The 26,784-nt window shown below is 34.7% G+C and carries 23 protein-coding genes and 2 pseudogenes; 22 read left to right on the plus strand and 3 right to left on the minus strand.

Annotated elements, in window-relative coordinates:
- From J3U63_RS10940 to mltG, 4 genes and pseudogenes are all read left to right on the plus strand, one after another.
- Nucleotides 1-1,593, plus strand: a pseudogene (locus tag J3U63_RS10940) (hypothetical protein); the annotation flags it as partial.
- 30 nt (nt 1,594-1,623) lie between these two features.
- Entirely contained in the window at nt 1,624-2,019 is a 396-nt protein-coding gene (locus J3U63_RS10945; protein ID WP_267332971.1) for a hypothetical protein, read from the plus strand.
- 396 nt (nt 2,020-2,415) lie between these two features.
- The gene (gene alr / locus J3U63_RS10950; RefSeq protein WP_267344569.1) at nt 2,416-3,501 is read left to right on the plus strand and encodes an alanine racemase; all 1,086 of its coding nucleotides are present in this window, start codon (nt 2,416-2,418) and stop codon (nt 3,499-3,501) included.
- Between the two features lie 5 nt (nt 3,502-3,506).
- Nucleotides 3,507-4,529, plus strand: coding sequence for an endolytic transglycosylase MltG (gene mltG, locus J3U63_RS10955; protein ID WP_267344570.1), 1,023 nt, complete (start codon nt 3,507-3,509; stop codon nt 4,527-4,529).
- A gap of 74 nt (nt 4,530-4,603) precedes the next feature.
- On the opposite strand, the gene J3U63_RS13430 is transcribed toward mltG, so the two are convergent.
- Both J3U63_RS13430 and ampD read right to left on the minus strand, forming a co-directional pair.
- Nucleotides 4,604-4,933: a YqcC family protein gene (locus J3U63_RS13430; RefSeq protein ID WP_416379675.1), complete on the minus strand. Its 330-nt coding sequence runs from the start codon at nt 4,931-4,933 to the stop codon at nt 4,604-4,606.
- Between the two features lie 9 nt (nt 4,934-4,942).
- Nucleotides 4,943-5,473, minus strand: a pseudogene (ampD, locus tag J3U63_RS13435) (1,6-anhydro-N-acetylmuramyl-L-alanine amidase AmpD); the annotation flags it as partial.
- A 203-nt stretch (nt 5,474-5,676) separates the two neighbouring features.
- Here ampD and ppdD point away from each other — a divergent pair.
- The 5 genes from ppdD (at nt 5,677) to J3U63_RS10985 (ending at nt 10,559) form a co-directional block, all read left to right on the plus strand.
- Entirely contained in the window at nt 5,677-6,108 is a 432-nt protein-coding gene (ppdD, locus tag J3U63_RS10965; protein WP_267332967.1) for a prepilin peptidase-dependent pilin, read from the plus strand.
- 29 nt (nt 6,109-6,137) lie between these two features.
- A complete protein-coding gene (locus J3U63_RS10970) occupies nt 6,138-7,247 on the plus strand; it encodes an ATPase, T2SS/T4P/T4SS family (RefSeq protein ID WP_267371498.1) in 1,110 nt (369 codons plus the stop codon).
- Nucleotides 7,244-8,419 carry a type II secretion system F family protein gene (locus tag J3U63_RS10975; protein WP_267371500.1) on the plus strand — a complete coding sequence of 392 codons (1,176 nt, stop codon included), beginning with the start codon at nt 7,244-7,246 and terminating at the stop codon, nt 8,417-8,419. The genes J3U63_RS10970 and J3U63_RS10975 overlap by 4 nt, the downstream gene beginning before the upstream one ends.
- Nucleotides 8,419-9,168, plus strand: a complete 750-nt coding sequence (locus J3U63_RS10980; RefSeq protein ID WP_267371501.1) for a prepilin peptidase — start codon at nt 8,419-8,421, stop codon at nt 9,166-9,168. The genes J3U63_RS10975 and J3U63_RS10980 overlap by 1 nt, the downstream gene beginning before the upstream one ends.
- Nucleotides 9,169-9,407: 239 nt before the next feature.
- Nucleotides 9,408-10,559 carry a M20 aminoacylase family protein gene (locus J3U63_RS10985; RefSeq protein WP_267371502.1) on the plus strand — a complete coding sequence of 384 codons (1,152 nt, stop codon included), beginning with the start codon at nt 9,408-9,410 and terminating at the stop codon, nt 10,557-10,559.
- 117 nt (nt 10,560-10,676) lie between these two features.
- On the opposite strand, the gene ygfZ is transcribed toward J3U63_RS10985, so the two are convergent.
- Nucleotides 10,677-11,555, minus strand: coding sequence for a tRNA-modifying protein YgfZ (gene ygfZ / locus J3U63_RS10990; protein WP_267371503.1), 879 nt, complete (start codon nt 11,553-11,555; stop codon nt 10,677-10,679).
- A 276-nt stretch (nt 11,556-11,831) separates the two neighbouring features.
- On the opposite strand from ygfZ, the gene ilvI reads away from it, so the two are divergent.
- The 13 genes from ilvI to J3U63_RS11055 all read left to right on the plus strand — a co-directional run bounded on the left by ilvI (nt 11,832) and on the right by J3U63_RS11055 (nt 26,748).
- The gene (gene ilvI / locus J3U63_RS10995; protein WP_267348493.1) at nt 11,832-13,550 is read left to right on the plus strand and encodes an acetolactate synthase 3 large subunit; all 1,719 of its coding nucleotides are present in this window, start codon (nt 11,832-11,834) and stop codon (nt 13,548-13,550) included.
- Nucleotides 13,550-14,044 carry an acetolactate synthase small subunit gene (ilvN, locus tag J3U63_RS11000; protein WP_065799075.1) on the plus strand — a complete coding sequence of 165 codons (495 nt, stop codon included), beginning with the start codon at nt 13,550-13,552 and terminating at the stop codon, nt 14,042-14,044. Before ilvI ends, ilvN begins: the two co-directional genes overlap by 1 nt.
- Nucleotides 14,045-14,241: 197 nt before the next feature.
- Nucleotides 14,242-16,443: a hypothetical protein gene (locus tag J3U63_RS11005; RefSeq protein WP_267371505.1), complete on the plus strand. Its 2,202-nt coding sequence runs from the start codon at nt 14,242-14,244 to the stop codon at nt 16,441-16,443.
- Between the two features lie 423 nt (nt 16,444-16,866).
- A complete protein-coding gene (pyrG, locus tag J3U63_RS11010; RefSeq protein WP_267332960.1) occupies nt 16,867-18,504 on the plus strand; it encodes a glutamine hydrolyzing CTP synthase in 1,638 nt (545 codons plus the stop codon).
- A gap of 46 nt (nt 18,505-18,550) precedes the next feature.
- Entirely contained in the window at nt 18,551-19,852 is a 1,302-nt protein-coding gene (eno, locus tag J3U63_RS11015) for a phosphopyruvate hydratase (RefSeq protein WP_065633501.1), read from the plus strand.
- 226 nt (nt 19,853-20,078) lie between these two features.
- Nucleotides 20,079-21,023, plus strand: a complete 945-nt coding sequence (locus J3U63_RS11020) for a VirK/YbjX family protein (RefSeq protein WP_267371507.1) — start codon at nt 20,079-20,081, stop codon at nt 21,021-21,023.
- Nucleotides 21,024-21,105: 82 nt separating this feature from the next.
- The gene (locus J3U63_RS11025) at nt 21,106-22,014 is read left to right on the plus strand and encodes a lysine exporter LysO family protein (protein WP_267332958.1); all 909 of its coding nucleotides are present in this window, start codon (nt 21,106-21,108) and stop codon (nt 22,012-22,014) included.
- Between the two features lie 581 nt (nt 22,015-22,595).
- The gene (gene dhaM, locus J3U63_RS11030; RefSeq protein ID WP_267332957.1) at nt 22,596-22,979 is read left to right on the plus strand and encodes a dihydroxyacetone kinase phosphoryl donor subunit DhaM; all 384 of its coding nucleotides are present in this window, start codon (nt 22,596-22,598) and stop codon (nt 22,977-22,979) included.
- A gap of 15 nt (nt 22,980-22,994) precedes the next feature.
- Nucleotides 22,995-23,468 carry a Lin0368 family putative glycerol transporter subunit gene (locus tag J3U63_RS11035; protein ID WP_065799081.1) on the plus strand — a complete coding sequence of 158 codons (474 nt, stop codon included), beginning with the start codon at nt 22,995-22,997 and terminating at the stop codon, nt 23,466-23,468.
- A gap of 28 nt (nt 23,469-23,496) precedes the next feature.
- A complete protein-coding gene (locus J3U63_RS11040) occupies nt 23,497-23,844 on the plus strand; it encodes a Lin0368 family putative glycerol transporter subunit (protein WP_416379676.1) in 348 nt (115 codons plus the stop codon).
- Between the two features lie 41 nt (nt 23,845-23,885).
- The gene (locus J3U63_RS11045; protein ID WP_267371509.1) at nt 23,886-24,884 is read left to right on the plus strand and encodes a dihydroxyacetone kinase subunit DhaK; all 999 of its coding nucleotides are present in this window, start codon (nt 23,886-23,888) and stop codon (nt 24,882-24,884) included.
- 18 nt (nt 24,885-24,902) lie between these two features.
- Nucleotides 24,903-25,553: a dihydroxyacetone kinase subunit DhaL gene (dhaL, locus tag J3U63_RS11050; protein ID WP_267332954.1), complete on the plus strand. Its 651-nt coding sequence runs from the start codon at nt 24,903-24,905 to the stop codon at nt 25,551-25,553.
- 82 nt (nt 25,554-25,635) lie between these two features.
- Nucleotides 25,636-26,748 (plus strand): glycerol dehydrogenase, encoded by a 1,113-nt coding sequence (locus J3U63_RS11055; RefSeq protein ID WP_065633494.1) that lies wholly within the window; start codon nt 25,636-25,638, stop codon nt 26,746-26,748.
- Nucleotides 26,749-26,784 lie beyond the last annotated feature (36 nt).

The raw sequence follows: 26,784 nt of genomic DNA on the forward strand, positions 1-26,784 counted from the left end.
GGCATCGGGCATCGGGCATCGGGCATCGGGCATCGGGCATCGGGCATCGGGCATCGGGCATCGTTTTTATTAGTTAATAGTGATAATAATTGTTATCAAGAGTTTTATTCTTTATACAAAAATCCATTTTCAAATTTATCTCTTTATTTTTTCTATATTAGTGAGTCTAATCGTATCTCCTTATTCAAAGCGTTTTTAAGGCAGGGGATAGTAAAAACACGTTTATGCACTCTATTTTTGTTGGTGTTGTTTACAGTGATATCGATAAAGCCGGTGTATGGTTTAAACTCACAAACAGCTCAAGTAATTAATGGCACAGGGCCTTATTTAACGTTTGATAATGGAAAGACAGTGTCAACAACAATATTACCACTGTTATCGCTAACGTTACCGAATAATAAAGTGATAAGCGCGTTGGAAGACAAATCATCAGTAGTCGAACCCATTGTGATAGAAAAAGTGCCGACAACTTTTAATGATATTAAAACCTATTTACCTTTTAGTAATTATCCATCAATGCCGTTAGCTAATGTGATAGTGGCAAATAATTATTGGCGTGATGCAGATGGGGATAAACTTTTTACCATAACGGGTTATATGAAAGTGAAATGGGAAACGTACGATGGTGAAGATGTGACCGATTATGTGAAATCGAATCCGAATAGTGAGTTAGATTCGTGTAAATCTCCCTATAAATTAACACTTAGTGCCGATGATGGTGCTTTATTGACTAATTATGGTATACCGGATACGAATTCATTCAAAGGGGAAAGCCACAGTTACTATATATTGTCTAAACACACAGTATGTTATGTTAAACCCTATGCTATTGAAAAAATGCCACAATTTCAGTGGTTAAGTTTTGATAGTAGTAATACATTCGTTGCATGGAATGATTCACGATATACGTCAAGGACAGCTGTTGGTGGGGGCTATACGTCAGATTATGTGCCTAACATCGGCTTTAAAGCGACGCCAACTGCATCTGGTGGTAAAAAATTTCCAACGACTGGTTTTGCTGGTGCCAAATTTCAACTAATTGTGACAGGCTCTCCTGCCAGTTATAGTTTTAGTGTTCCCAATAATCCGGGAGGTCAAGTGACTATCGATCCGCAAGGTTATGTCTTACTAAAAGGCAAACCAACTGGTGATGTTACTGTAAGAGCAACTGTTAAGCAAAATCCAATGATCAAGTTAGATTATACATTTAATCCAACCAGTGTCTGGGCGAATCCGCTTAAAGATTTTTTTGATATTTGGAGTGTTGCTATTCAAAGATGTAGTATAAATAATTTGCTCTCATACTCGGAGTTAACCAATACACCTGTTGATGATCGTTTAAATGGTTCTTTTGAGATTATAAATGGTTATACAAGAGCCATTGGTCAAGGACTTCTACCCGAATGGGGTTATTCAACTCAACAAACTTATCCTGATTCAACATGGCGAGATGAAGGCGATAGATATTGGACAAAAGATTTATATTATCAAAGTAGTTATGGTACTCATATTGATGTTAATTCAAGTTCAGGTCTTTTAGGGGTAGATGCTGATGCAGTAGGGGCTCCTGACTATTTGGTTTGTCGGCAATAACGGCTTTTTATCTGTTTGGTTGGTATAAAAATGAAAATTGATAAGAAGTTAGATTTATTGAGTCAATATCAAGGTATTTTATTATTTCGTGAAGGGTTATTTTTACGTGCGTATAATCAGTCTGCCTACATTTTAAATGAGATACTTGGGCAACAGCTAAAATTGAAATTTTATCAAGCTACAGGTGCTCGAAATCAATGGATTGTTAAGTGTGCCTTTCCGGCAAATAAGATAAACGAACGTTTACCGGGAGCGACCTTAACCTCTTTTGGTTACCTAATTGCTGGTGATTTTGATTTAACGAATTATGGTCAATGGTTTGCGCGACGTTGCCTTGAAGAGAATGAAATGAACGAAATGGCAAAAGCCGACTCCGAGTCGTTATCAACGACGAGCCGTCGGCGTCGGAGCTCGCACTATATTTGAGCAAAATCTAGACAATAGCTAACTGCTATTGTCTAGAAAAAAATATTTGATTTGTGTTCATATTACATCATCGTTAGCAAAACAAGCTGAATTTTAATTGATTAATTTTGAAAACGAACGCGTTTTTAACAGATCTAAAAAATTTAATAATTGAATAGACACTGACACAAGATAATATAATGTTTTGTAATTAAGCATAATTAATCAATCTGTTAAGGTTATTTAATTATTATTTTTAAAAATTTTTGATGATAAAGTTATTTTACTTACTTTATTACAAAGTGCCGCCTAGTTTTACTAAACTTATATCATAAATAATCAAACCAATATTTTTATTGTGCTTCTCAACAACAAAATTTACAATATCTTCCTGATATATCAGTTAGGTTATACACAATGTCTATCGCTGTTGTTGAAATAAATCGTAAATCAATTCTGCATAATCTTGACGTTTTAAAAAATCAAGCACCGCAAAGCGCACTAATGGCTATTGTTAAAGCCAATGCTTATGGTCATGGTGTTGAGGGCATCGCTAAGTTATTGCAAGATAAAGTCAGTTATTTTGGGGTTGCAAGAGTTTCTGAAGCATTATTTTTAAGAAAACTTGGTATTAATACACCGATTGTCTTACTTGAAGGTTTTTTTCCTCATGATGATGTGGCGGATTTGATCGATTTTAATTTGCAACCGGTGATCCACGCTAGTTGGCAAATTGATGCTTTAAATAATATTGCCATTGACAATCAAATTACCGCATGGTTTAAAGTTGATACAGGAATGCATCGGTTAGGGTTTCATTTAGATGAAGCACAAGCCGAATTTAATCGGCTTGCTAATTGTCAAGTGATACGTAAATCGATAAATATTATTAGCCATTTTAGCTCAGCGGATGAATTTGATTCAGCACAAACTAACAAACAAAATGCACGATTAGATGCGTTTATTCATTCTTCAGGTAATAAATCATTGATCAATAAACTTTCTATTGCTGCCTCTGGAGGAATATTGCATTGGCCGGATTCTCATCGTGATATGATAAGAGCAGGAATTGCGTTGTATGGTGTTTCTCCTTTCAACGATCCTATTGCTGATCTTAAACCTGTAATGACATTTAAATCTGAATTAATTGCTGTGCGTAAACATAAAAAAGGTCAAGCTGTCGGTTATGGTCAAATCTGGACAAGCCACAAAGATACGCTTTTAGGCGTGGTTGCTATGGGATATGGTGACGGTTATCCACGTAATATTGCGGAAAATACGCCTGTCGTTATTAACGGACGCCGAGTGCCAATTGTGGGGCGAGTTTCGATGGATATGATTGTGATCGATTTAGGGATCGATAGTCTAGAAAAACCCGGTGATGAGGTCATATTTTGGGGTAAACAGTTACCTGTTGAAGAGATTGCTAAACACACCGGTATCAGTGCATATGAGCTTTTAACGCGCTTAACTTCCCGCGCAAAAATTCACTATATAGATTAATCATTATGACAAAAAAAATATTTTTATATACGATTCTTACACTCATTATAATTATAGGTGGTGCAATTGGTATTAGTTACTATTTTCTGCACCAATTCTCAAAACAGCAAATGCAAGTCACAGATGACAACCAAATATTTGTGCTTAAAAAGGGAACAACTTTGCATCAATTAGTTGCTGAAATAAAACAAAACAACTTAATGCAACAAGCTTATTTGTTACCTTATCTTTATAAATTAGATCCTTCGTTGAGTTCGATAAAAGCTGGCACATATCAATTACATGCTCACATGACAGTTGAAGAATTTTTACAGTTACTAGTCTCTGGAAAAGAGAGTAATTTTTCTATTCAATTTGTTGAAGGTAAACGCGCTAAAGATTGGCTTAATGTGCTTAAAACTACACCTTATATTCAACAAACACTCGATGGCAAATCCAATGAAGAAATTGCTAAATTATTGGGTATTGATGGTTCAATCGAAGGATGGTTATCACCAAATACATATCTTTATACGGCCGATTCGACTGATGTAAGTATATTAAAACGTGCTTATCTGACCATGAAAAATAATTTACAAAAAGTATGGGATAATCGTGATAAGGATTTGCCATATCGATCGCCTTACGAAATGTTAATCATAGCTTCAATTATTGAAAAAGAGACGGGCATTAGTTCTGAACGAGCGAATGTTGCTTCGGTATTTGTGAATCGATTAAAGGCAAAAATGAAATTACAAACTGATCCAACGATCATTTATGGCTTAGGTGATAATTATACTGGTGCCATTAGGCGCTCAGATCTAACCGATACCAACAATCCGTATAATACTTATGTTATTGAGGGGTTGCCGCCTACACCTATTGCCATGCCTAGCCTTGCTTCTTTAGAAGCCGCTGCTCACCCAGCTAAGACCAACTATCTGTTTTTTGTGGCAACAGGCAACGGTGGTCATACGTTCTCAAATAGTTATGGTAGTCATCAACAAGCAGTAAATGAATACCGTAAATTAACGCGTGATGTTAATTAATCTTATCGCTATCATCGCCGCATAAATCAGTATGCGGCATCTATAACAAATTCCAAAAATGTAAGCATAACGGTTTAATTGCGTTCATTTTCGGTGGATAGTTTGTCAAGCTGTTTAATAAGATATAACAGTTGAACGGTATTTTCAGGATGTTCTTTTAAGGCTTCTTCAAAATAAGGATGAAGTGCAAATGTCGGAATCTTGGTTTTGGCATCGATAAGCGCCAAAATCCGCGGAATAAAAATCCATTGTAACCATTCATGACTTTGCATAGTATCAATTGCAAAAGGTTCTTGGCTTAAAAAAGCAGCAGTTGGTGGTGGCGTTGTTTGCCATAAACGAATGTTTTGTAATTCAAGTTTGATTAACTCAAGTTGTTTTACTATTTTTTGGGCTTGTGACAATTCATCAATAAGTTTGCGATAATATTGCCAATTAAAACAAGGTCCAGGATCAGTTTTACGTTCTGGTGCAATATCGCTATGACCAGTAATATTTTTTATGCCATACGTGTGTTGCAACAATAAGGTAACAGCGGCTAATTGTTGATATTGATAATCCGTAAAATCATCTGTATCACAACCCTCCATTTCAATGCCAATCGAAAAATTATTACAATTCTCCCTACCTTCAAAACGTGATTGCCCAGCATGCCAAGCTCGCTTATCAAATGAAACAAATTGAATTATCTGACCATCACGACGAATAAATAGATGGCTAGATACTTCTAGTTGATAAATTGTTGCAAAATAGGGATGTTCGTTAGGATCAAGTTTACCCGTAAATAGTTGTTCAACATAAGGACCACCATATTGATTTGGCGGTAAACTGATATTATGAATCACTATTAATGAAATTTCTTCATTAGCAGGGCGATCATTATAATAAGGTGAAATGACTTGTTTTACACCCTGTAACCAACCATTAACAATATTAAGTGACATATGGACTCCAATAAACTTTGCTTTATACAGTGAGGATAAAATTTAATTTTGCGATAACGTTCTCAAACATTCTTCTTGCATCTTAAATAGTTGCAATAAATATCAATCATTACTTCCAAAATGAATTTTTACATATTATTTCATTTTTTTGTTTTGCTATAAAGTCACTACCTTATTCACTAACTTTAACTCACGAGATAATTATGACAGCTCAATCAGGATTTACCTTGTTTGAACTTATGATTGCAATAGTTGTTATTGCTATTCTTACAGCCATTGGTTTGCCGGCTTATCAAGGTTATGTAAAAAAGGCGGCTTTAACCGATATGCTACAGACTATGACAGCTTATAAAACCGCTATTGAAATATGCGCAATTGAACAAGGTCATTTAACACATTGCAGTAATGGTAATAATGGTGTGCCCATCAGTAAATCATCGAATTATGTCACATCTGTTTCTGTAACTAACGGTGTGATTACTTTGGTTGGCAAGAGCGCTTTATTGGGATTAACCACAACCTTAACACCGACAATTAATACTACTGAAGGTAATTTAGTTTGGACCCGAAATTGTTTAACAACACCGATAGATACGTCTTTAACACAAGCTTGTGAAGCTATTTTTAAATTTTGATCGTTAAAACGATTGACAAGGAATATGTGATGAATGCAGAGCAATTAGTTGAAAGTTTAGATAAATTATTGTTGTCAGCATTAGATAAACGGGCTTCGGATATTCATTTTGAACCTTATTTACATCATTATCGTATTCGCATGCGAATTGATGGTGTGCTGCAAGATATGCTTATGCCACCATTAGCTTTAGCTAAACAAATTGCCGCTCGGTTAAAAATTATGGCAAAGTTAAATATTGCTGAGCAACGCTTGCCACAAGATGGTCAATTGATGGTAGATCGTTATGCAATGCGGATATCTACGTTACCGGTCATTAATGGTGAAAAAATCGTGCTGAGAGTCATGGACAATAATGAATCGGAACTCACCATTGATGATTTAGGATTAACACAACACAATCTTTCAATATTTCAACAAATTTTAGATTATCCTCAAGGGTTGATTTTAGTGACTGGGCCAACCGGTAGCGGGAAAACGGTTACCTTATATAGTGGATTAAAAAAGTTAAACAAACCTGAGCGTAATATTTGTAGCGTTGAAGATCCGATAGAAATCCCCATTGATGGCATTAATCAAACTGCCATAAATGTTAAAGCAAGTTTAACCTTTGCTGTTATATTGCGAGCCTTACTTAGGCAAGATCCCGATGTGATAATGATTGGTGAAATTCGTGATCCTGAAACAGCAGAGATTGCTATTCAAGCAGCACAAACAGGACATTTAGTTTTATCCACATTGCACACCAATTCAAGTTTAGAAGCCTTAATTCGATTAAATCAAATGGGAATTAAAAATTATCTGGTTTCCTCAAGTTTAAAATTAATTATTGCCCAACGTCTTGTTCGTAAGCTTTGTCAGTATTGTAAGGTTGTCGCAAGTCAATTAATAGTGCTAGGAGGAGAAACAACAGCTCATTTTATTGCTATGGGCTGCGAACATTGTTTTGGTGGGTATCATGGGCGCATAGGATTATATGAATTTTTACCAATAACGGCAGAAATACAACATCAATTACTCCGTGACCAAATGATTTCGCCTACCAATATGATAACGCTTAAAGTTGCAGGACAAAAACTGGTTAAGGATGGTGTTACCACCATTGCAGAATTGCAACGTGTTTTGGGTGATTATCTATGAAAAGGCTCTACGTATGGTATGATTTGGATTTTAATGAAAATAAAATAATTGCGTCTTCTCAGCAAGACGCGAAAAAACAGCTATTATTACAAGGCAAAATTGCCATCAAAATAAAAGCAGTTAAATATATTAATAAACATAGTTTTACTCGTTTAGAGTTACTGGTTGTTACTAAACAAATAGCAACGATGCTTAAAGCAGGTCTTTCTATTGTTGATAGTTTACTTATTTTAGCGAAAGAGCACCCTTATCCTCATTGGCAATATCTTCTTGTTGAAATTGAACATCAGATTGCAAAAGGGGAACCTTTATCAAAAGTTTTAACTCATCATCATTTGGTCTTTCCGACACTTTATTGTGAAATTGTTGCAATCGGTGAGATGACAGGACAATTAGATTCAAGTTTTGAACAGTTAACGTTACAACTTGAAAAATCAATAAAACTACAAAAGCGTATCAAACAGGCCATGCGTTATCCATGCTTTTTACTCACGGTATCTATAATTGTGATAGTGATAATGCTATTAGTGGTTTTACCCAGGTTTGCTCAGATCTATCAAGATTTTGATGCTCAATTGCCGTTGTTTACCCAGTGCATTATCGATTTGTCACACTTTTTACAACGGGCTTGGTTCATTGTTTTAATTACTCTATTACTAAGCTATTTATTGTATCGGTATTATCTTAAGCTTCGCTATCGAGATGTGATTGATAGTTATACATTAAAATTACCTATAATCGGTAAAGTAATTGCCACTACTTGTTTAACACATATCTTTCAAACAATAGCAATAACTCAACAAGCTGGCATCCCTTTACTTGCAGGTTTGACCGCTTCGGCTAATACGATTATGCATCGCGTGTATCAAAAAAGTATTTTTTATATGATAGCCGAAATCGAAAAAGGGCTTTCATTTAGTCATGTTTTACAAACACAACCGTGTTTTCCAACTTTATGTCGTCAATTGATCCACATAGGAGAACAATCCGGTACGCTGGATTTAATGCTAACCAAGTTAGCCGATTACTATGAAGCGCAGAGTCAAACATTAACTGATAATCTATCTCAATTAGTTGAGCCGTTGTTAATGTTAATACTAGCGCTAATCATTGGAAGTTTAATAATCGCTATGTATTTGCCTATCTTTCAACTTGGCGAGGTGATTAACTAATGATAGCTTGTATTATTGCGATGTTAGGTGCATGTATGGGCAGTTTTATTTGCGTTGCTTTTAGTCGGTTTTCGCCATTACATTCTCCTTTTATTTATTTATCGGCCATAAGTTTAACAAGTTCATCTTGTCCAAATTGCTTGAATAAACTGAAAGTTTGGCAATTAGTTCCGTTGTTGTCTTATTTGCTATTAAGGCAACGCTGTTATGCATGTCAGGCTAAAATACCGGCTCACTATTTTTTGCTAGAGTTAGCTATGTCAGTGTTGTTTATGGTGATTTATTGGCATAAAGGTATTACTGCGCAAAGTATTGTGTTAATGATGTTGGGTTGTTATTTTTTACTATTAGCCTTAATCGATTTTAAATATTATTTATTGCCGGATTTTTTTACGCAACCATTAATGTGGGGAGGCTTATTGGCGGCATATTTGAATATCAGCAATATACTATTAGCCGATGCATTTATTGGTATTTTATGCGGGTATCTTTTATTAAAAGTACCGGCTAGTTTATTTTATTTAATTTCAAACAAGCATGGATTAGGCGGGGGAGATATAAAATTACTTGCCGCGATAGGTGCATGGATTCCTTATCATTTACTACCCTTATTAGTAATTATGGCTTCAATATTGGGTATTTTTTATTTTCTGATCTTAAACTATCTTTTTTATCGACAATCATTAAAAGTTATTCCATTTGGTCCATTTTTATTAATTTCGGCGTATTGCTGCTGCTATTTTAGTTAATTAAATGATTAAAATGGTTAAATTTTGCTCATACACATCTAATTTTTATATATAACGTAAATCGATTAAATATTTGCTTCTTTTTCAAAGTTCATCAGTTAGCTTATCTGTATTTTAATATATAACTAAAATCACTAATCATAGTAAAAATAGTTATTTTTATAAAAGGTAGAATAGCAGTATAGTACTAACCAATAAACTGATTAAGTTTACAATTGAGAATGAATAAGGAATGTATAATGAGTCGTATTAATGAATTAAAATCAGAGATGATTGCATGGCGTCATCACATCCATGCCCACCCAGAAACCGCATTTGAAGAGAAGAAAACAACGGAATTTATAATTGAAAAGCTTAAATCTTTCGGTATAACTGAGCTCTATACCGATTTTGCACCAACTGGTGTGGTCGGTATTATTAAAGGCAAAAAAGAAGGTCGAGTTATCGCATTGCGTGCCGATATTGATGCTTTAGATATTATAGAAGAGAATAAAATAGATTATTGTTCAACTATCCCGGGTAAAATGCATGCCTGTGGTCATGATGGTCATACTGCAACATTATTAGGCGTGGCTAAATATTTGAGTGAACACCGTGATTTTTCGGGTACAGTCGTTGTTATCTTCCAGCCAGCTGAAGAAAACGAAGGCGGTGCTCGTGTTATGGTTGAAAATGGCTTGTTTGATCGTTTTCCAATTGAAGCTGTCTATGGTATTCATAATCAACCGAATATGAAATTAAATCATTTTTACATTAACCATGGACCAATGATGGCATCATATGATGTTTTCGAAATCAAAGTAACAGGTGTTGGCGCTCATGCTGCCGCTCCTCATCTTGGTAAAGATACAATTTTAACGGCAACACAAATCGTAAATAGTTTGCAAAGCATTGTCAGCCGCAATGTCGATCCTATTAGCTCTCTTGTGGTGAGTGTTACGCAAATACATAGTGGCGATACGTGGAACGTGTTACCACAACAAGCGGTAATTCGTGGTACAGTTCGTGCTTTTAGCGCCGATGTACAAAATATGGCTGAGCAACGCATTACACAGATTGCAACAGGTATTGCCAGCACATTCGAAGCTAAGGCTGAGGTTGATTATCAACGGCGTTACCCGGCAACAATTAACTATGCTAAGCAAGCTGATATTGCGATAGAAGCTGCTAAAAAAGTTGTTGGTGAAAATGGTCTTATTATCGATCCTTTACCATCAATGGGCTCGGAAGATTTTGCTTTTATGCTGCAAAAAATACCAGGCGTATATGTGTGGCTAGGTGCTGGCAAAGGTGCTAATTTACATAATCCAGCCTACAATTTTAACGATGAAGTTTTAATAACCGGGGCGCAATACTTTATTGAAATAGTCAATCAAGAACTTGGGGGATAACTCAACCTAACATTTTTTAATTGTTATCAGAAATTTACTTAACTAATCAGTTAACTATCTTTTTAAATGTAGATGTTAACTGATTAGCTTTCACTGATCTTAACAAGCCTTAATCAATTAATGAAAACAAAGTTTACTCGCTACAGCGCCTTTTACTCTAAATTGTGTGTTGAGATCGATGCCATTAGCAAGTACAACTTGAACATAAATATCGTTGTCTTGATTTAATTTCATCGTTGCAAGGACTTGACCGCTTTCACGCCAATTGCCATCAATCTGGCATTCGATGGTATCACCAATATTGGGTAAACTATCGCTTTTACCCGTTAATAAATAAAGCCCTCGTTTATTAGCGCCACGAAATTGAGCTCGAGCCACCATTTCTTGACCACAATAACAGCCTTTATCAAAACTGATGGCGTCATAATATTGTAAATTACATGCTTGAGGCAGTAATGTTTCACAATTTTCTTTATCGATAATGGCATAACCTGCTTCTAAATCAAGTTGAACCCATCGGCTACAAGGTTGTAAATCCTCATCGATAGTTTGAGGAGATACCCTAATTGCCCGTGTATGAGGTAAATTTAATTTGATATAAGTATTATTATTATGGGTAATACAATTTTGATGATTGAATTGGTCAATAATATCTGCGGGTATCGCATCGTATTCTAAACCAACGATATTTAAATCATTAACCTGCTCGATAGAGACTTTAGAAAATACGGCATATTTTTTTAAAGCAGCAATTTGCACATCAGCAACACTTTTACGTAAGATATAGTAGATATCTTGCTCTCGTTGAAATAATAGCATGTTACTCCACATTCTGCCTTTAGCATCACAATGTGCAGCAAACAAGGCAGTTTGCTGAGAAAGGTGATCGATATCAATCGTCACTTGTCCCTGTAAATATTTGCGATTATCCACTCCAGATACTTTTACTAACTGCCAATCGGCAAGTGAAATGGGTTTAATTGAGAAATTGCTCATAATAGTGCCTTTTACAAATAAAGAATTTTAACATCAGTAACACTAGAGTTCCAATTTTCTAAAGTGTTAAAACAAAACAAAAATGACTGGAAAATCAATATATAATATTTTGATTACTTTATTAAACTCCCTTTATTTTGATTTTGCAAATTTACACCATTATTTTTTTATTGTGATTTAGTTAAAAGTTATATTATTGACTTAATTGATTTTATATATAAGTTAATGCACAATAAATCAATAGATGACAAAAAAGTTATATTGGAGGCAATAAGCATGGCAAAATTGTCAGGTGCAGAAATGGTCATTCAATCATTGATTGATCAAGGAGTAAAACAGATATTTGGTTATCCTGGTGGTAGTGTTCTTGATATTTATGACGCAATTCATACACTTGGTGGTATTGAACATATATTAGTCCGTCATGAGCAAGCAGCTGTGCACATGGCTGATGGTTACGCTCGAGCTACGGGTGATGTTGGTGTTGTGTTAGTTACATCGGGGCCAGGCGCGACTAACACTATTACCGGTATTGCCACTGCGTATATGGATTCTGTGCCACTGGTTATATTATCTGGACAAGTAGCAAGTAATTTAATTGGCAATGATGCATTCCAAGAGTGCGATATGGTCGGTATTTCAAGACCGATTGTTAAACATAGTTTTTTAATCAAAGATACTCAAGATATTCCAGAAATTATCAAAAAAGCATTTTATATTGCGTCAACCGGTCGCCCTGGTCCTGTTGTCATTGATTTACCAAAAGATATTGTCAATCCTGCTAATAAATATAATTATCATTATCCAAAATCAGTATCGATGCGTTCTTATAATCCAACAATACAAGGACATAAAGGACAAATAAAAAAAGCGCTAACGACACTTTTTACTGCTAAAAAACCGGTTCTTTTTATTGGTGGTGGTGTGATATCTGCTAATGCAAGTGAGGCGATCAAACTGTTTGCTGAAAAATTGAATCTGCCTGTTGCTTCAACGCTGATGGGCATTAGTGCTTTCCCTGGAACAAATAAACACTATTTAGGCATGATAGGTATGCACGGTGTGTATGAAGCCAATATGTCAATGCATAATGCGGATGTTATTTTGGCTATCGGCGCACGTTTTGATGATAGAACAACTAATAATGTTGAAAAATATTGTCCTAAAGCCAAAATAATTCATGTCGATATCGATCCGACATCAATATCTAAAACCATCATGGCAAGTATTCCTGTTGTTGGTGATGCTAAAGTTGTTGTAGAAACTATGTTAGATCAAATTGATGAACTAAACATAGAGCGTGACTTAGATGCCTTGGTTGATTGGTGGAAACAGATCGATCATTGGCGAGCTCGACATTGCCTTGCTTATAGTCATGAAGGTAACAGTATTAAACCGCAAGAAGCAATTGAAGTATTATATAAATTAACTAAAGGCGATGCTTATATCACTACCGATGTAGGTCAACATCAAATGTTTACAGCGCTTTATTATCCGTTTGATAAACCAAGACACTTTATTACTTCAGGTGGACTTGGTACCATGGGCTTTGGCTTACCTGCCGCACTAGGTGTTAAATTGGCCTTCCCAAAAAATCGAGTTGTTTGTGTAACCGGTGATGGTAGTATTCAAATGAATATTCAAGAACTATCAACAGCATTACAATATGGTTTACCTATTTTGATTTTGAATCTTAATAATCGTTTTTTAGGTATGGTTAAACAGTGGCAAGACATGATTTATGCAGGGCGACATTCCTCGTCTTATATGGAGTCATTACCTGATTTTGCTAAAATTGCTGAAGCTTATGGTCATGTTGGCATAAGTATTAATAAGCGTGAAGAGCTTGAATCTAAACTTAAACAAGCGTTAGCAATTAAAGATCGACTTGTTTTTGTTGATGTGATGACCGATGCTACAGAACATGTTTATCCAATGCAAGTTCGTGGTGGTTCAATGAGTGAGATGTGGTTAAGTAAGACGGAGAGAACCTAATGCGTTATATATTATCTATTTTAACTGAAAATGAACCTGGTGCATTGTCTCGAATAATTGGTCTATTTTCACAACGTGGTTTTAATATTGAAACCATCACAACGGCGCAAACCGAAGATCCAACCATGCATCGTATGACCATTCAAACCTCAGGCGATGAGCATGTACTTGAACAAATTCAAAAGCAACTTCATAAACTAATTAATGTATACCGTGTTAATGATTTAACCGAAGGCCCTCATGTTGAGCGTGAAATTATGTTAGTTAAAGTTGCCGCTAAAGATTCAGATGCACGTGACGAAGTGAAGCGATGTGCCGATATCTTTCGAGGATCAATTGTTGATGTGACTGCAACGCATTATATTGTTCAGTTATCGGGCACCAGTGAAAAGCTTGATTCGTTCTTATTATCAATTAGAGAAACATGTAATATTGTGGAAACAGTCCGATCAGGGATTATTGGGCTATCCCGCAGCGAAAGAACACTTAAATAAGTTGTATTCTAAATAAATCTAAAGGCGTATTAAGCGCCTTTTTTAAATGGAAATGAAGAATATCGATAATTTAAAAGATGTTATCGAATTTAAGTAATAATTAACTAAATAAAGGTAGAAGAAATTACAACTAATTTTGTTATTAGTTTTATAAACACCGTTTTTAAATAAAATAATATTTACATAAAGGAATCTTAATGGATTGGTATACGGTTATTAAAATAGGCATTTTAATTTTTGGATTAATCAGTTGGATCCTTTATAAAGGTGAACGTGGTGTTAATAGGGGGGGGGAACATCGTGTTAATAGGGCAATTTTAGAGAAACACCTATCCCAACGTGAACCAATAAGAGATTTAACAGATGAAGAATTAGAACTATTACATCCGTACCTAACTAGTAAAATAACGATTTATCCTTATAAATCTCAATCATCTTTAATCGATAACCATGTGTCCTATTTACGAGGTGAGTGCTATCGTAATAGTTTTCACAGTAATACTGACGAAATTACTTATTACTATGAAGTTGACAATATTGAACTGTTCTTTCCATATAGTATGGATAGATATATTGATAAATTTAATATTATTGAAGTTGTATTTACCAAATGGTATGGGATAGTCGTAAAAATAAATGATCACGATATCAAGACCGCATCCGAAAACTATGGTCTTAATGAGGAATATGAATTTGGCGATTTAAAAAACACTAACTTGTTAGATGATCGTGACTCTGTTGATATTGAGTCACTAACGCTTTATGATGATAATAAAAAAGTTGATAAACAACATAATACAAACCGTTATCAAAAAAATAATTCTTATGGTATTGGCACAGATAGTTCAGAAGCATCGATTAATCAAACCCTTTATCAACGTGAAGAAAGTGAATTTGAAGCTATCAGTCAACATAACCTTGGTATATTAACTTCACTTTGTTTGATATTAGCAACGGTTTTACTGATACAATCATGGTTTAGTGAAAATGAGCAGATATCCATCTTAATCTTAATATTAGTCTTTCTTAGTGCAGCAGCTTTTTTTGTTTGGTATAAACCTAAACGCCATTTAATTCCACAACAAGTGAAAGTTATTAAAGCTAAAATTTCAAATACTTTTACGGAAATGGGTATCGGTGATAATGGTAGAAAATTACTTCGTTATGGTCATACGTTATCCGTCAATAATGAAATAGAACAGTTTGGTTCGCCTAAATTTATTATACGAAATACAATTTTATTCATTGTTGGGATAGTTTTATCTGCTGTTCTTTATTATTTTACCGATCCAATTAATAATGGTTATTTTGCTTATCGGTATTACAATCAACAATCTCACAATCTGCAAATTAACGATCTAACCACTTTAGAAAATAGTGATATCTCTCAAGGAGATATTGTAAATATTTCTATAAAAAACACATCGTGTGATGTCAATAATTTAAAGGTCAATTATAAATGTCACCACTTTTTTATCAATACTCAGCCGATGACATTGACGGAAGATAATGTGATGAGTATTAACAGCTCATTAAAACATATATTTGATCCAAAATTTGTTAATGATTTTATCGATTTAGAAATGACTCATTTAAAAAACATGCAACAAGAATATCAACTATATATTGATATGCTCAACAAACATTCTATTGAAAGAGTCAAACTTTATGTTAAAAAATCTTTCTCTAGAATAAAAAATATAGGTCAAATAATCATTGACATTGAAAAGGTATGTAAAATTACACCTCTCGAAAATTGTGACAATATTAAATCCCGTATAGTTAAGTTATTTGATAGTGATAAAGACGGTATTACATGGGATGATCTACTTGATAGGTCAGAAAAAAATCCCGAAATGATGAATGAAATAGTCGAATCCAACGAAGTAAATGTTCTTAAAATTAATTTAAAACCATTTAAATTAGAATTACAAAAAAAATTAGTGAAAATTGTTTCTCAATATCAATCTGAAAATTCTATAGAAATTACATTAACCAATCAAAGCTATATCGATATGCTTCGATTAGTCATGAATAATTCAATCAAATTGGATGAATTTGAAAATGTGAATTATTATATTGATATTTTAAATAACACTATCTCGCCTAATGTTAATATTATTGGTGTGGTAAGTGATATTCGTTATCGTGAGGATCAAAATTCTAATACAAAAAGTATTTCTGCTCTGAAAGTTAATGCAAATCATCATTATAATTTAAAAGCAAATCAACCATTATCTCCGCTTTTTCTGATAAATATGCTTATTTTTGTTGTTATGACATTAACTGCTACGATTAACGGCATTCAACTATTAAGGAAAATAATAATTAACCGACATCGAACGAGTGAAATTAAGAAATATTATGAAAAAAGATTAGGTACTATCATTAATCTTTAATGAACCGTTTTAATATAAATAAAAAAATTTTAAAACTATGGTAGAAAGTAATTTAGAAATTTAATTAACAATGTAGTGTTTCTATTTGTTGTCTTTATTATTTTAATCAATATTATTTGCTTATTTGGAAAAAAGCAGCAAATCTGACTCGATTAAAAAAATTATTGATAACTATAATGATAAAATTTTGAATATACAGATCAACAGTTTTGATTAATATTAGGCGGATTATCAAAATAATAAGCACATATTTTGTAGGTAATATAGCTGGCTGACAAACGAATTAAAAGTAATTATTCAATTGAGACCTATACTTGATTCTGTTATACTATCTTCCCGTCTGATTCTTCGTATATTGTGTTGGTTTTTATGGTTTAAAAACGCACAATATTATTCTAATAAATTAATAATGGTCTGGTATTAATGGTTACGAATTATATTTTTGTTACAGGCGGTGTCGTTTCTTCTTTGGGTAAAGGCATTGCCGCAGCGTCTCTTGCTGCAATTTTAGAAGCCCGCAATTTAAAAGTCACCATGCTCAAACTCGATCCCTATATTAATGTTGATCCGGGCACAATGAGTCCTATTCAACATGGTGAAGTTTTTGTTACCGAAGATGGGGCAGAAACTGATCTTGATTTGGGTCATTATGAGCGTTTTATTCGCACTAAAATGACACGCAAAAATAACTTTACTACTGGGCGAATTTATTCCGATGTACTACGTAAAGAGCGACGTGGTGATTACTTAGGGGCAACTGTTCAAGTTATTCCTCATATCACTAACGAAATTAAATCACGCGTGATTGAAGGTGCAAAAGGTTTTGATGTTGCTATTGTTGAAGTTGGCGGCACAGTGGGTGACATTGAATCACTTCCATTTTTAGAAGCAATTCGTCAATTAGCCGTTGATGTTGGTCGTGAGCACACGTTATTTATGCATTTAACGTTAGTACCTTATTTAGCTTCAGCAGGGGAAGTAAAAACCAAACCGACACAACATTCAGTGAAAGAGCTGCTATCAATTGGTATTCAACCTGATGTATTAATTTGTCGTTCAGATCGCATTATTCCCGCTAATGAACGTGCTAAAATCGCACTATTTTGTAATGTACCTGAGCGCGCAGTTATTTCATTAAAAGATGTTGATTCTATTTATAAAATCCCTGCACTATTAAAATCTCAGAATTTAGATACATTTGTTTGCAATCGCTTCCACCTTGAATGTAAAGAAGCTGATCTGTCTGAATGGGAACAGGTAATTTATGAAGAAGCCAACCCAATAGGTGAAGTTACCATTGGTATGGTTGGAAAATATATTGCTCTACCTGATGCTTATAAATCGGTAAACGAAGCATTAAAACATGGCGGATTAAAAAATCGTTTAACTGTTCATATTCGATATATTGATTCTGAAGATCTTGAATCTCGTGGTACGGAATTATTACAAGGTTTAGATGCGATTTTGATTCCTGGTGGCTTTGGTTATCGAGGTGTTGAAGGAAAAATCATGGCAGCTCGTTATGCGCGTGAAAATAAAATTCCTTATTTAGGTATTTGCCTTGGTTTACAAGTTGCTTTAATTGAGTATGCTCGTAATAAGGCTGGTATTAAAGATGCCAACTCTACAGAGTTTGTTAAAGATTGTGCTAACCCAGTTATCGCGTTGATCACAGAATGGAGTGATGAATCTGGTAATGTGGTTCAACGTAATGAGAACAGCGATTTAGGTGGTACTATGCGATTAGGTTCGCAAATTTGCCATTTAGATACAAATTCTAAAGTATTTGATATGTATAAAAAAGAGTCGATCACTGAACGTCATCGTCATCGTTATGAAGTAAACAACAATTTATTACCGGAAATTGTGAAAGCTGGATTGAAGATCACTGGACTATCAACTGATAAGAAATTAGTTGAAATTATTGAGATTCCAGAACACCCTTGGTTTGTCGCATGTCAATTCCATCCGGAATTTACTTCAACACCACGAGATGGACATCCATTGTTCAGTAGTTTTGTGAAAGCTGCTAAAGAGTATCAAGATCAGCAGCAAAAATAGTTTATTTTTACATTAGTTATATATCTGTCATATAGAGGAAAAAAACATGGCAAAAATCGTTAAAGTACATGGTCGTGAAGTGATCGACTCTCGTGGTAACCCAACAGTTGAAGCCGAAGTGCACTTAGAGGGTGGTTTTGTTGGTCTAGCAATTGTTCCATCTGGTGCGTCAACTGGTTCACGTGAAGCACTAGAACTTCGCGATGGTGACAAGTCTCGCTTTTTAGGTAAAGGCGTATTAAAAGCTGTTGAAAATGTTAATGGACCTATTGCTAAAGCTGTTTTAGGAAAAGATGCTTTAGATCAAGCAGCTATCGACCAAATCATGATTGATTTAGATGGTACTGATTTCAAATCTAACTTAGGTGCTAATTCAATTTTAGCCGTATCTTTAGCAAATGCTAAAGCAGCAGCAGCAGCTAAAGGTGTACCACTTTATCAACACATCGCTGATTTAAATGGTACTCCAGGTCAATACTCTATGCCATTACCAATGATGAACATCATCAACGGTGGTGAACACGCTGATAATAACATCGACTTACAAGAATTCATGATTCAACCAGTTGGTGCAAAAACAGTACGTGAAGCAATTCGTATTGGTTCTGAAGTATTCCACAATTTAGCTAAAGTTTTACACGCTAAAGGTATGAATACTGCAGTTGGTGACGAAGGTGGTTTTGCACCTAACCTAGATTCAAATGCTGAAGCATTAGAATGTATTAAAGAAGCAGTAGAAAAAGCAGGTTATGTATTAGGTAAAGACATTACTCTTGCGATGGACTGTGCTGCATCTGAATTCTATAACAAAGAAACCGGTAAATATGTATTAAAAGGCGAAGGTAATAAAGAGTTTACTGCTCAAGAATTTACTCGTTATTTAGAAAGTTTAAGTGAACAATATCCAATTGTTTCTATCGAAGATGGCTTAGATGAAAGCGATTGGGAAGGTTGGGCATACTTAACTAAAGAATTAGGTCACAAAATCCAATTAGTGGGTGATGATCTTTTCGTTACTAATACCAAAATCTTCAAACAAGGTATTGAAAAAGGCATTGCTAACTCAATCCTAGTTAAAGTTAACCAAATCGGTACATTAACTGAATCAATTGCAGCAGTTAAAATGGCTAAAGATGCTGGCTATACCGCTGTGATTTCTCACCGTAGTGGTGAAACAGAAGATTCAACCATTGCTGATTTAGCCGTTGGCTTAGCAGCAGGTCAAATCAAAACTGGTTCTATGAGCCGTTCTGATCGTATTGCTAAATACAACCAATTAATGCGTATTGAAGAAGCGTTAGGTTCTAAAGCACCATTTAACGGTTTAAAAGAAGTTAAAGGTCAATAATTAATTTTTAACAAAAATTAATCGTTATTTAAAAACGGTGATAAATTCACCGTTTTTTATTTTCATTTTATTTAATATAACCTTATATAAGGATAGTTGCACTGACTTATATTGTGTTGTACCCTTATTGCCTTGATTTTATGACTTATCTTTAATATTGCATATTAAGTAATACTTGAGTCATTTTATATTTTTTTAAATTAACCGAGTTTAGTTTTTTCTGATTATGAATAATATTACAAATATGCCCCAGCCTAAAAGTAAGTGGCAACTTTTTCACTGGCTTTGTGTAGGCAAACTTCCACTTAATGAACTTTGGCTTAAACCAACTTATCGATATAAGTTCTTTTTTCGCACACTTTTTTTAAGTCCAATTACACTCAAATTGCTTGATAAATTAAGACAATATCCTTTACTTGGTTATTACCTTTCCTGCCAAACCAATTTACCTTGTAAATTACAACGGCCGTATTTATCATCATGTTTGACACAAAAAGAGCGTTTAGCTGCTTTAGTTTATCATTATGATTTTTTATCAAAGCAATCCGGCAATATGTCTAAGGCTTTTTATAACCCACAATCGCCTTATATTTTGGCTAATATCGACGCTAAAAACGAAACAAACATACAAATAGCTATTCAAGCGCGAAATAAATATGCGCGTGAAGGTGAATTGAGTCTCTATTTTTATGATAATGACGGTATTGATTTAGCAACTTTAACCTTCACCCTTGTCGAATATCAAAAAAAATCTACGCTATTTATTGCTGGTTTACAAGGAACAGGGCATCATGAAGCACGAACACGCGTACAAAAAGCAACAAAGCAGTGCTATGGACTTTTTCCAAAACGCGTCGCGGTAGAAGCGGCATTAATTATTGCTAAATATTTTAATTTAGAACAGGTGATTGCTGTTGGTAATAACACACATGTGTACAATAACTGGCGATATAATAGCCGACAAGAAAGAATTTTATCGGATTACGATGATTTTTGGTTAACAATTGACGGTAAACCAGATTCCAAAAACTTATTTATATTACCGACCGAAATTAATCGAAAATCGATTGACGAAATAGCGAGTAAAAAACGCTCGGAATATCGTAATCGTTATGCATTATTAGATCAGCTTAAAGTTAGCATTGAGGAAAGTTTATCCTCATTACGTTGATAATGAGGATATATTAGAGCAGAGTTTTACCTCTAATTTTTATAACAATACTATATGAAGATGAACATGGAAAGGAATAAAAATGTATTATGGTATTTTGATTGCATTTGTCCCATTGTGTTTAGGTTATTTGATTAAAATTAAAGATCAAAAATGGCTAGCCAAAATTAATCAGATACTTGGCTATATGGTCTATTTTATTCTTTTTATCATGGGGGCTGAATTAGCTCAGTTAGACAATTTAATCACAAATTTACAGCATATTTTGCTCTATACCGCTGTTGTTTTTGTCTGTACTTTTGGTGGCAATTTTTTGGCATTAATCTTATTTGATCTATTTTTGCCTTGGAAAACAGCTAACACCGGCTCGTCCTTTCAATCTCGTTTTAAATTGATTTTTGAATCTTTAAAAGTATTTATTGCCTTGATACTCGGTTTTATTGCCGGTTTTTTACCTTTGTTTTTTTGGCAATATACTGGCAGCATTATTCAAATAGTGTTAGTTTTACTTCTATTGCTCATTGGTATCCAGCTACGTAGTAACAATATCTCGTTTAAACAGATTTTGTTAAATAAAATTGGTTTGACGACATCTTTAGTCGTGGTCATAAGCACTTTTTTAGGTGGAATATTAGCTGCTTTCATTTTGGATTTTCCAACTCGTGTTGGGCTTGCTATGTCATCGGGATTTGGCTGGTATTCTTTGTCCTTAGTTTTGATGACAGAAGCGCATGGTCCAATCATTGGTAGTGCAACCTTTTTAAATGATATTTTGCGTGAATTGTGTGCAATAATTCTTATTCCAACCTTAATAAGACGCTATAAACTTACTGCGTTAGGTTTGTGTGGCGCAACTTCGATGGACTTTACTTTACCAATGTTACAAAAAGGCGCCGGCATCACTATTGTGCCACCAGCCATTGTACAAGGGTTTGTATTGACTTTATTAATGCCAATTTTAATGACACTTTTTAATTATGGTGGATTTTAATGGTAAAAGCATTAGTTGTATTTAACTCATTAATCAGTCAGGCTCATTTAAAAACTTTTTTGACTAATTGAGTTGGATCAATGAGTAAAAAGCTGAATTAAATTAGCGGGTCATTTGTCTAAATATTAAATAGTTTTTAAATTCTTCTAAGCATCAACATCAACTTATTCATTTCATTACTCAGTTTTAAAAGCAATTTATTTATTTTGTTTTTAAACTATCAAGCGCAGCGAATTAAGCTAGGTTACCCATACAACTGTAAAATATTGCATAGAGTGATGCTTTTTATCTTTTTTGCTAATCAATACCTGAATCTTTTGTTTTGCATGTAAACTTATGCTCATTTTGACAAAATAACGTTGATCATATTTTTGACATCAACTATCAATCTGTTAACGGTATTGTTTTTTATATATAACACTAATATAGCTAATTATTCTATTTTATTTTGCTGTCAAAATTATCACTATCTAAAAGTTAGATCTGAATCACAAATTTATTATAAAACAATTTCCGCCTTAATTTTATTCGATATAATTGAACAAAAGATTATTAACGAGACATATGTTCAAGAGGTAAGCATGATTAGTATTATTTTAGTCTCTCACAGTAAAAAAATTACTGATGGATTAAAAGAAATGATCGAAGAGATGGTCGATTCAACCGGTGATGTAAAAATTTATTCAGCAGGCGGAACAGAGGATGGACGATTGGGAACAGATTCAGTTGCGATTTATAACATCATCGAACAATCAAAAGATCACAAAAACATACTGATATTTGCTGATATAGGTAGTGCCATTTTAAGCACAGAAACCGCTATTGACCTTATCGAAGATGAAGCCTTAAGAAGTAAGGTGACGTTAGTTGATGCTCCCCTTGTTGAAGGTGCATTTGTTGCGTCAATACAAGCCATGGTTGATGAAGATGTTGAAGGTATTTTAGCTGAACTACAAAATATTTAAAAAGTGAGCGTTAGGATGAAATTTTTTAGAAGCTTTGTGGGTTATTGTATCGCTGGAATGATTGTAATGTCAGTTTGGTCACAATTAGGTACTTACGGCATTTTCGGTGGTTTTTTGGCGGCGGTAATCATTATTGGTCCAATGTGGTATATGAATCATTATATCAATCTGACTGGCAATGAAGATGATGCTGCTTTTGTTGATATGGGACTTGCTATTGCAGTATGTGGCATTATGCGCGATACCTTTATTCAAGGTGGGCATGCATTTGTCTCTTCTTTACCTACCATATTGCTTGTGATTGTCGGCGCTACTTTAGGGGGTATTACTGCTGCTTTCATTGAAAAAGATATGGCGAAGAAAACAGAATTTATTAATGAGAATCCAAGAGAACCTGGTTTAAGACGTTCTGATTTTGAAAAGTTGAAAGAAGCAAAAGAAAAGATCTTGCGTAGCAAACAAATTAAAGTTTTTCAAAAAAAGAAATAATTAGCTGAAATATAGGGAGCAAATGATGATGTCAATTAAATTGGCTATTGCAACAATAATCGGTGGTTTTATCTTCCCTTTTGTTATACGCATGGCATGGGGCCGTATGGTTGACAATTGGGGACCAATTGGTGGTTGGATGGCGGCAGCATTTATTGTTGGAACAGTCTGGTGTATTAATCATGGAATAGCAACGCCAATGATTACGCAAAGTGGTTCAGTATGGGTCGATCAAGGGTTAGCCGCTGGTGTTGGGATTTGGGTAGCCTCAGCTTTAACCGGTGGAAGCAAACGTAAATCAGTTAAAAATATTGTTGCAGCAGTATGTGCAGGTATTGTTGGTGGGTATGTATTATCACTTTTTTTAGTGAGTTAAGTAACAAGTAAAACATGTAAAGGATAGACCGAGGTGATGTAATGAGAAGATTAATTAATGATGGCTATGATGTCGTAGAAGAGATGCTAGAAGGTTACTGCTTAGCGCATAGTGAATATGTTGAATTAAAAAAAACGTGTAATCGCGTAATCGTAAGCAAAAAAATCAGTACAGAGCCAAGAGTGAGAATAATTATTGGCGGCGGTTCAGGACATGAACCCGCATTTTTAGGTTATGTTGGCAAAGATTTTGCGGATGCGGCAGCAGTCGGTAATGTGAACACTTCACCATCTCCTGAATATTGTTATGAAGCAGTAAAAGCGGTTGATTCTGGTAAAGGATGCCTATTTGTTTATGGTAACTATGCTGGCGATGTTATGAACTTTGATATGGGCGCTGAATTAGCTGCCGATGAAGGTATCCGTGTTGAAACGGTGACAGTGACTGATGATATCTATTCTTCAAAAAACATTAGTGATCGCCGTGGTGTGGCGGGTGACGTATTTGTGTTCAAAGTCGCTGCCAGTGCTGCCGCCAAAGGTTATGACTTAGATAAAGTTAAAGCTTTAACTGAAAAAGCTAATGCCAATACTTATTCAATGGGTGTTGCACTATCATCTTGTACATTACCGGTTACCGGTGAAGTCATTTTTGATATGCAAGAAGGTGACATGGAAGTTGGCATGGGCATTCATGGTGAACCCGGTATTGAAAGAACTAAGCTAGAAAAGGCCGATGTCGTTGTGAGCCAACTAATCGATCATCTTTTACAAGACTCCAAAATAAAAGCCGGTGATGAAGTGCAATTACTGATTAATGGATTAGGTGGTTTGGCATTGATGGACCAATATATCTGCTACCGAAAAGCACATCTTTTATTAGCACAAAAGGGCATTAAAATCTATAAACCACTGGTGGGCAATTATGTGACTTCAATGGATATGGTAGGGATGTCTATCTCTGTTATCAAGTTAGATGATGAACTAAAACAGCTATTAGACCATCCATGTGATGCGCCTTATTTTAAAATTGCTTATTAACTACCAAGGAGAGGAAAAATGAGTGCCCTGATGCTAAATAAATCTTATTTTATCGAAACATTTAAAAAAATAGCCGATATGGCCGAAAAAAACCGTGACCACCTCAGTAAATTAGATTCTGACATTGGCGATGGTGATCATGGTATTAATTTGACCATAGGTTTTCGTGAAGTAGAAAAGCAACTGCCACTCTTGTCTGACTCAACAGCAGATATTGCTGAATTAATGAAGAAAGTAGGAATGATTTTATTGAGCAAAGTCGGCGGAGCATCAGGGCCTTTATATGGTAGTTTTTTTATGAAAATGGCAAACCATACAACTGGAAAACAAGCAGTAACATTCAAAGAGTTCTGTCAAATGTATCAAGATGGTGTTGAAGCTGTACAAATGCGAGGAAAAGCCGAACTTAATGATAAAACAATGATAGATGCACTGATTCCGGGGCTAAATGTTTTAAACAATTATAAAGAGGGTGATGACCCTGTAAAAACGTTAGAAATTTGCGTTGATGAAATGAAAAAAGGTTCCGATTTAACTATTCCATTGGTTGCTAAAAAAGGGCGATCCATGCGATTAGGTGAACGAGCGATAGGGCACAAGGATGCGGGATCTGAATCAGCTTGGATGATTATGAATGAATTTTTACAGCAATTAAAACTCGAGAAGTAATTCTCCAGAAGTAAATTAATTATTTTAATTGAATTAATAATAATTAATTAGTTAGTAAATGTGTTTATAAGAGGATTTTAATATGGATAAGGTTTTTGTTAGTCCTAATAGATATGTACAAGGTAAAGATTTGCTGACTCGTGCAGAAGCATACATCAAACCCTTTGGGACCAATTTTTTAATCCTAGCAGATAAGAATATTTGGAATATTGCTGCCAATCAACTCGCCGATTCACTCGAAAAAGCCGAACTATCGATTACTAAAGCCATTTTTAACGGCGAATGTTCAATGGTAGAAATTAACCGATTACTTGATGAGTTTAAATCAAAAAAATTTGATGCAATTATTGGTGTAGGTGGTGGTAAAACACTTGATACGGCTAAAGCACTTGCCGCCAAATATAATATACCTAAAGTTTGTGTACCAACAACTGCATCAACCGATGCACCAACGGCTAAAGTTTCAGTCGTTTATACTGAAGATGGTGTATTTGACTTTTTATGGCACCATTATAAAAATCCAGATTTGGTATTAGTTGACACTCGAGTGATTGCAAATGCACCGGTTAGATCGTTAAAATCAGGTATAGCTGATGGGCTGGCAACTTGGGTTGAAGCCAGAACCTCCATTCGTAGTTGCCATAAAACGGATGCTGGTGGTATTGCAACAATTGCTGGTGAAGCAATTGCCAGAGAGTGTGAAAAAACCATATTTGAGTATGCATTACTTGCTGTTGAATCGAATGAAAAGAAATTAGTTACCCCAGCGTTAGAAGCTATTGTTGAAGCGAATACCTTACTAAGTGGCCTTGGTTTTGAAAATGGTGGTTTAGGTGCAGCTCATGCTATTCATAATGGTTTTACTGCCGTATCAGGTGATGTGCATCATCTAACGCATGGTGAAAAAGTGGCATATGGCACAATCGCTCAACTAGTGCTAGAAGGTCGACCAATTGCTGAGCTTGAAAGGTATATCGATTTATATATTAAGTTGGATTTACCTATCACGTTAGAGCAAGTGCATTTAGATAAAATTACAGAAGAAGAGTTTCAATTAATTGGCGAAAAAGCCATTGCTCCTGTTGAAACTATCCATAGTCTGCCTTTTGCGGTGACGGCTGATGATGTGATACAAGCTATCAAAGCAACAGATTATTATGTGAAGAGTTATAAAAAACGTTTAGGTATCGCCTAACACCAAAACAACACGTGCTTTTAGGTCAACTATCAT

Source organism: Gilliamella sp. B2838, assembly GCF_026536185.1.
Taxonomy (GTDB): domain Bacteria; phylum Pseudomonadota; class Gammaproteobacteria; order Enterobacterales; family Orbaceae; genus Gilliamella.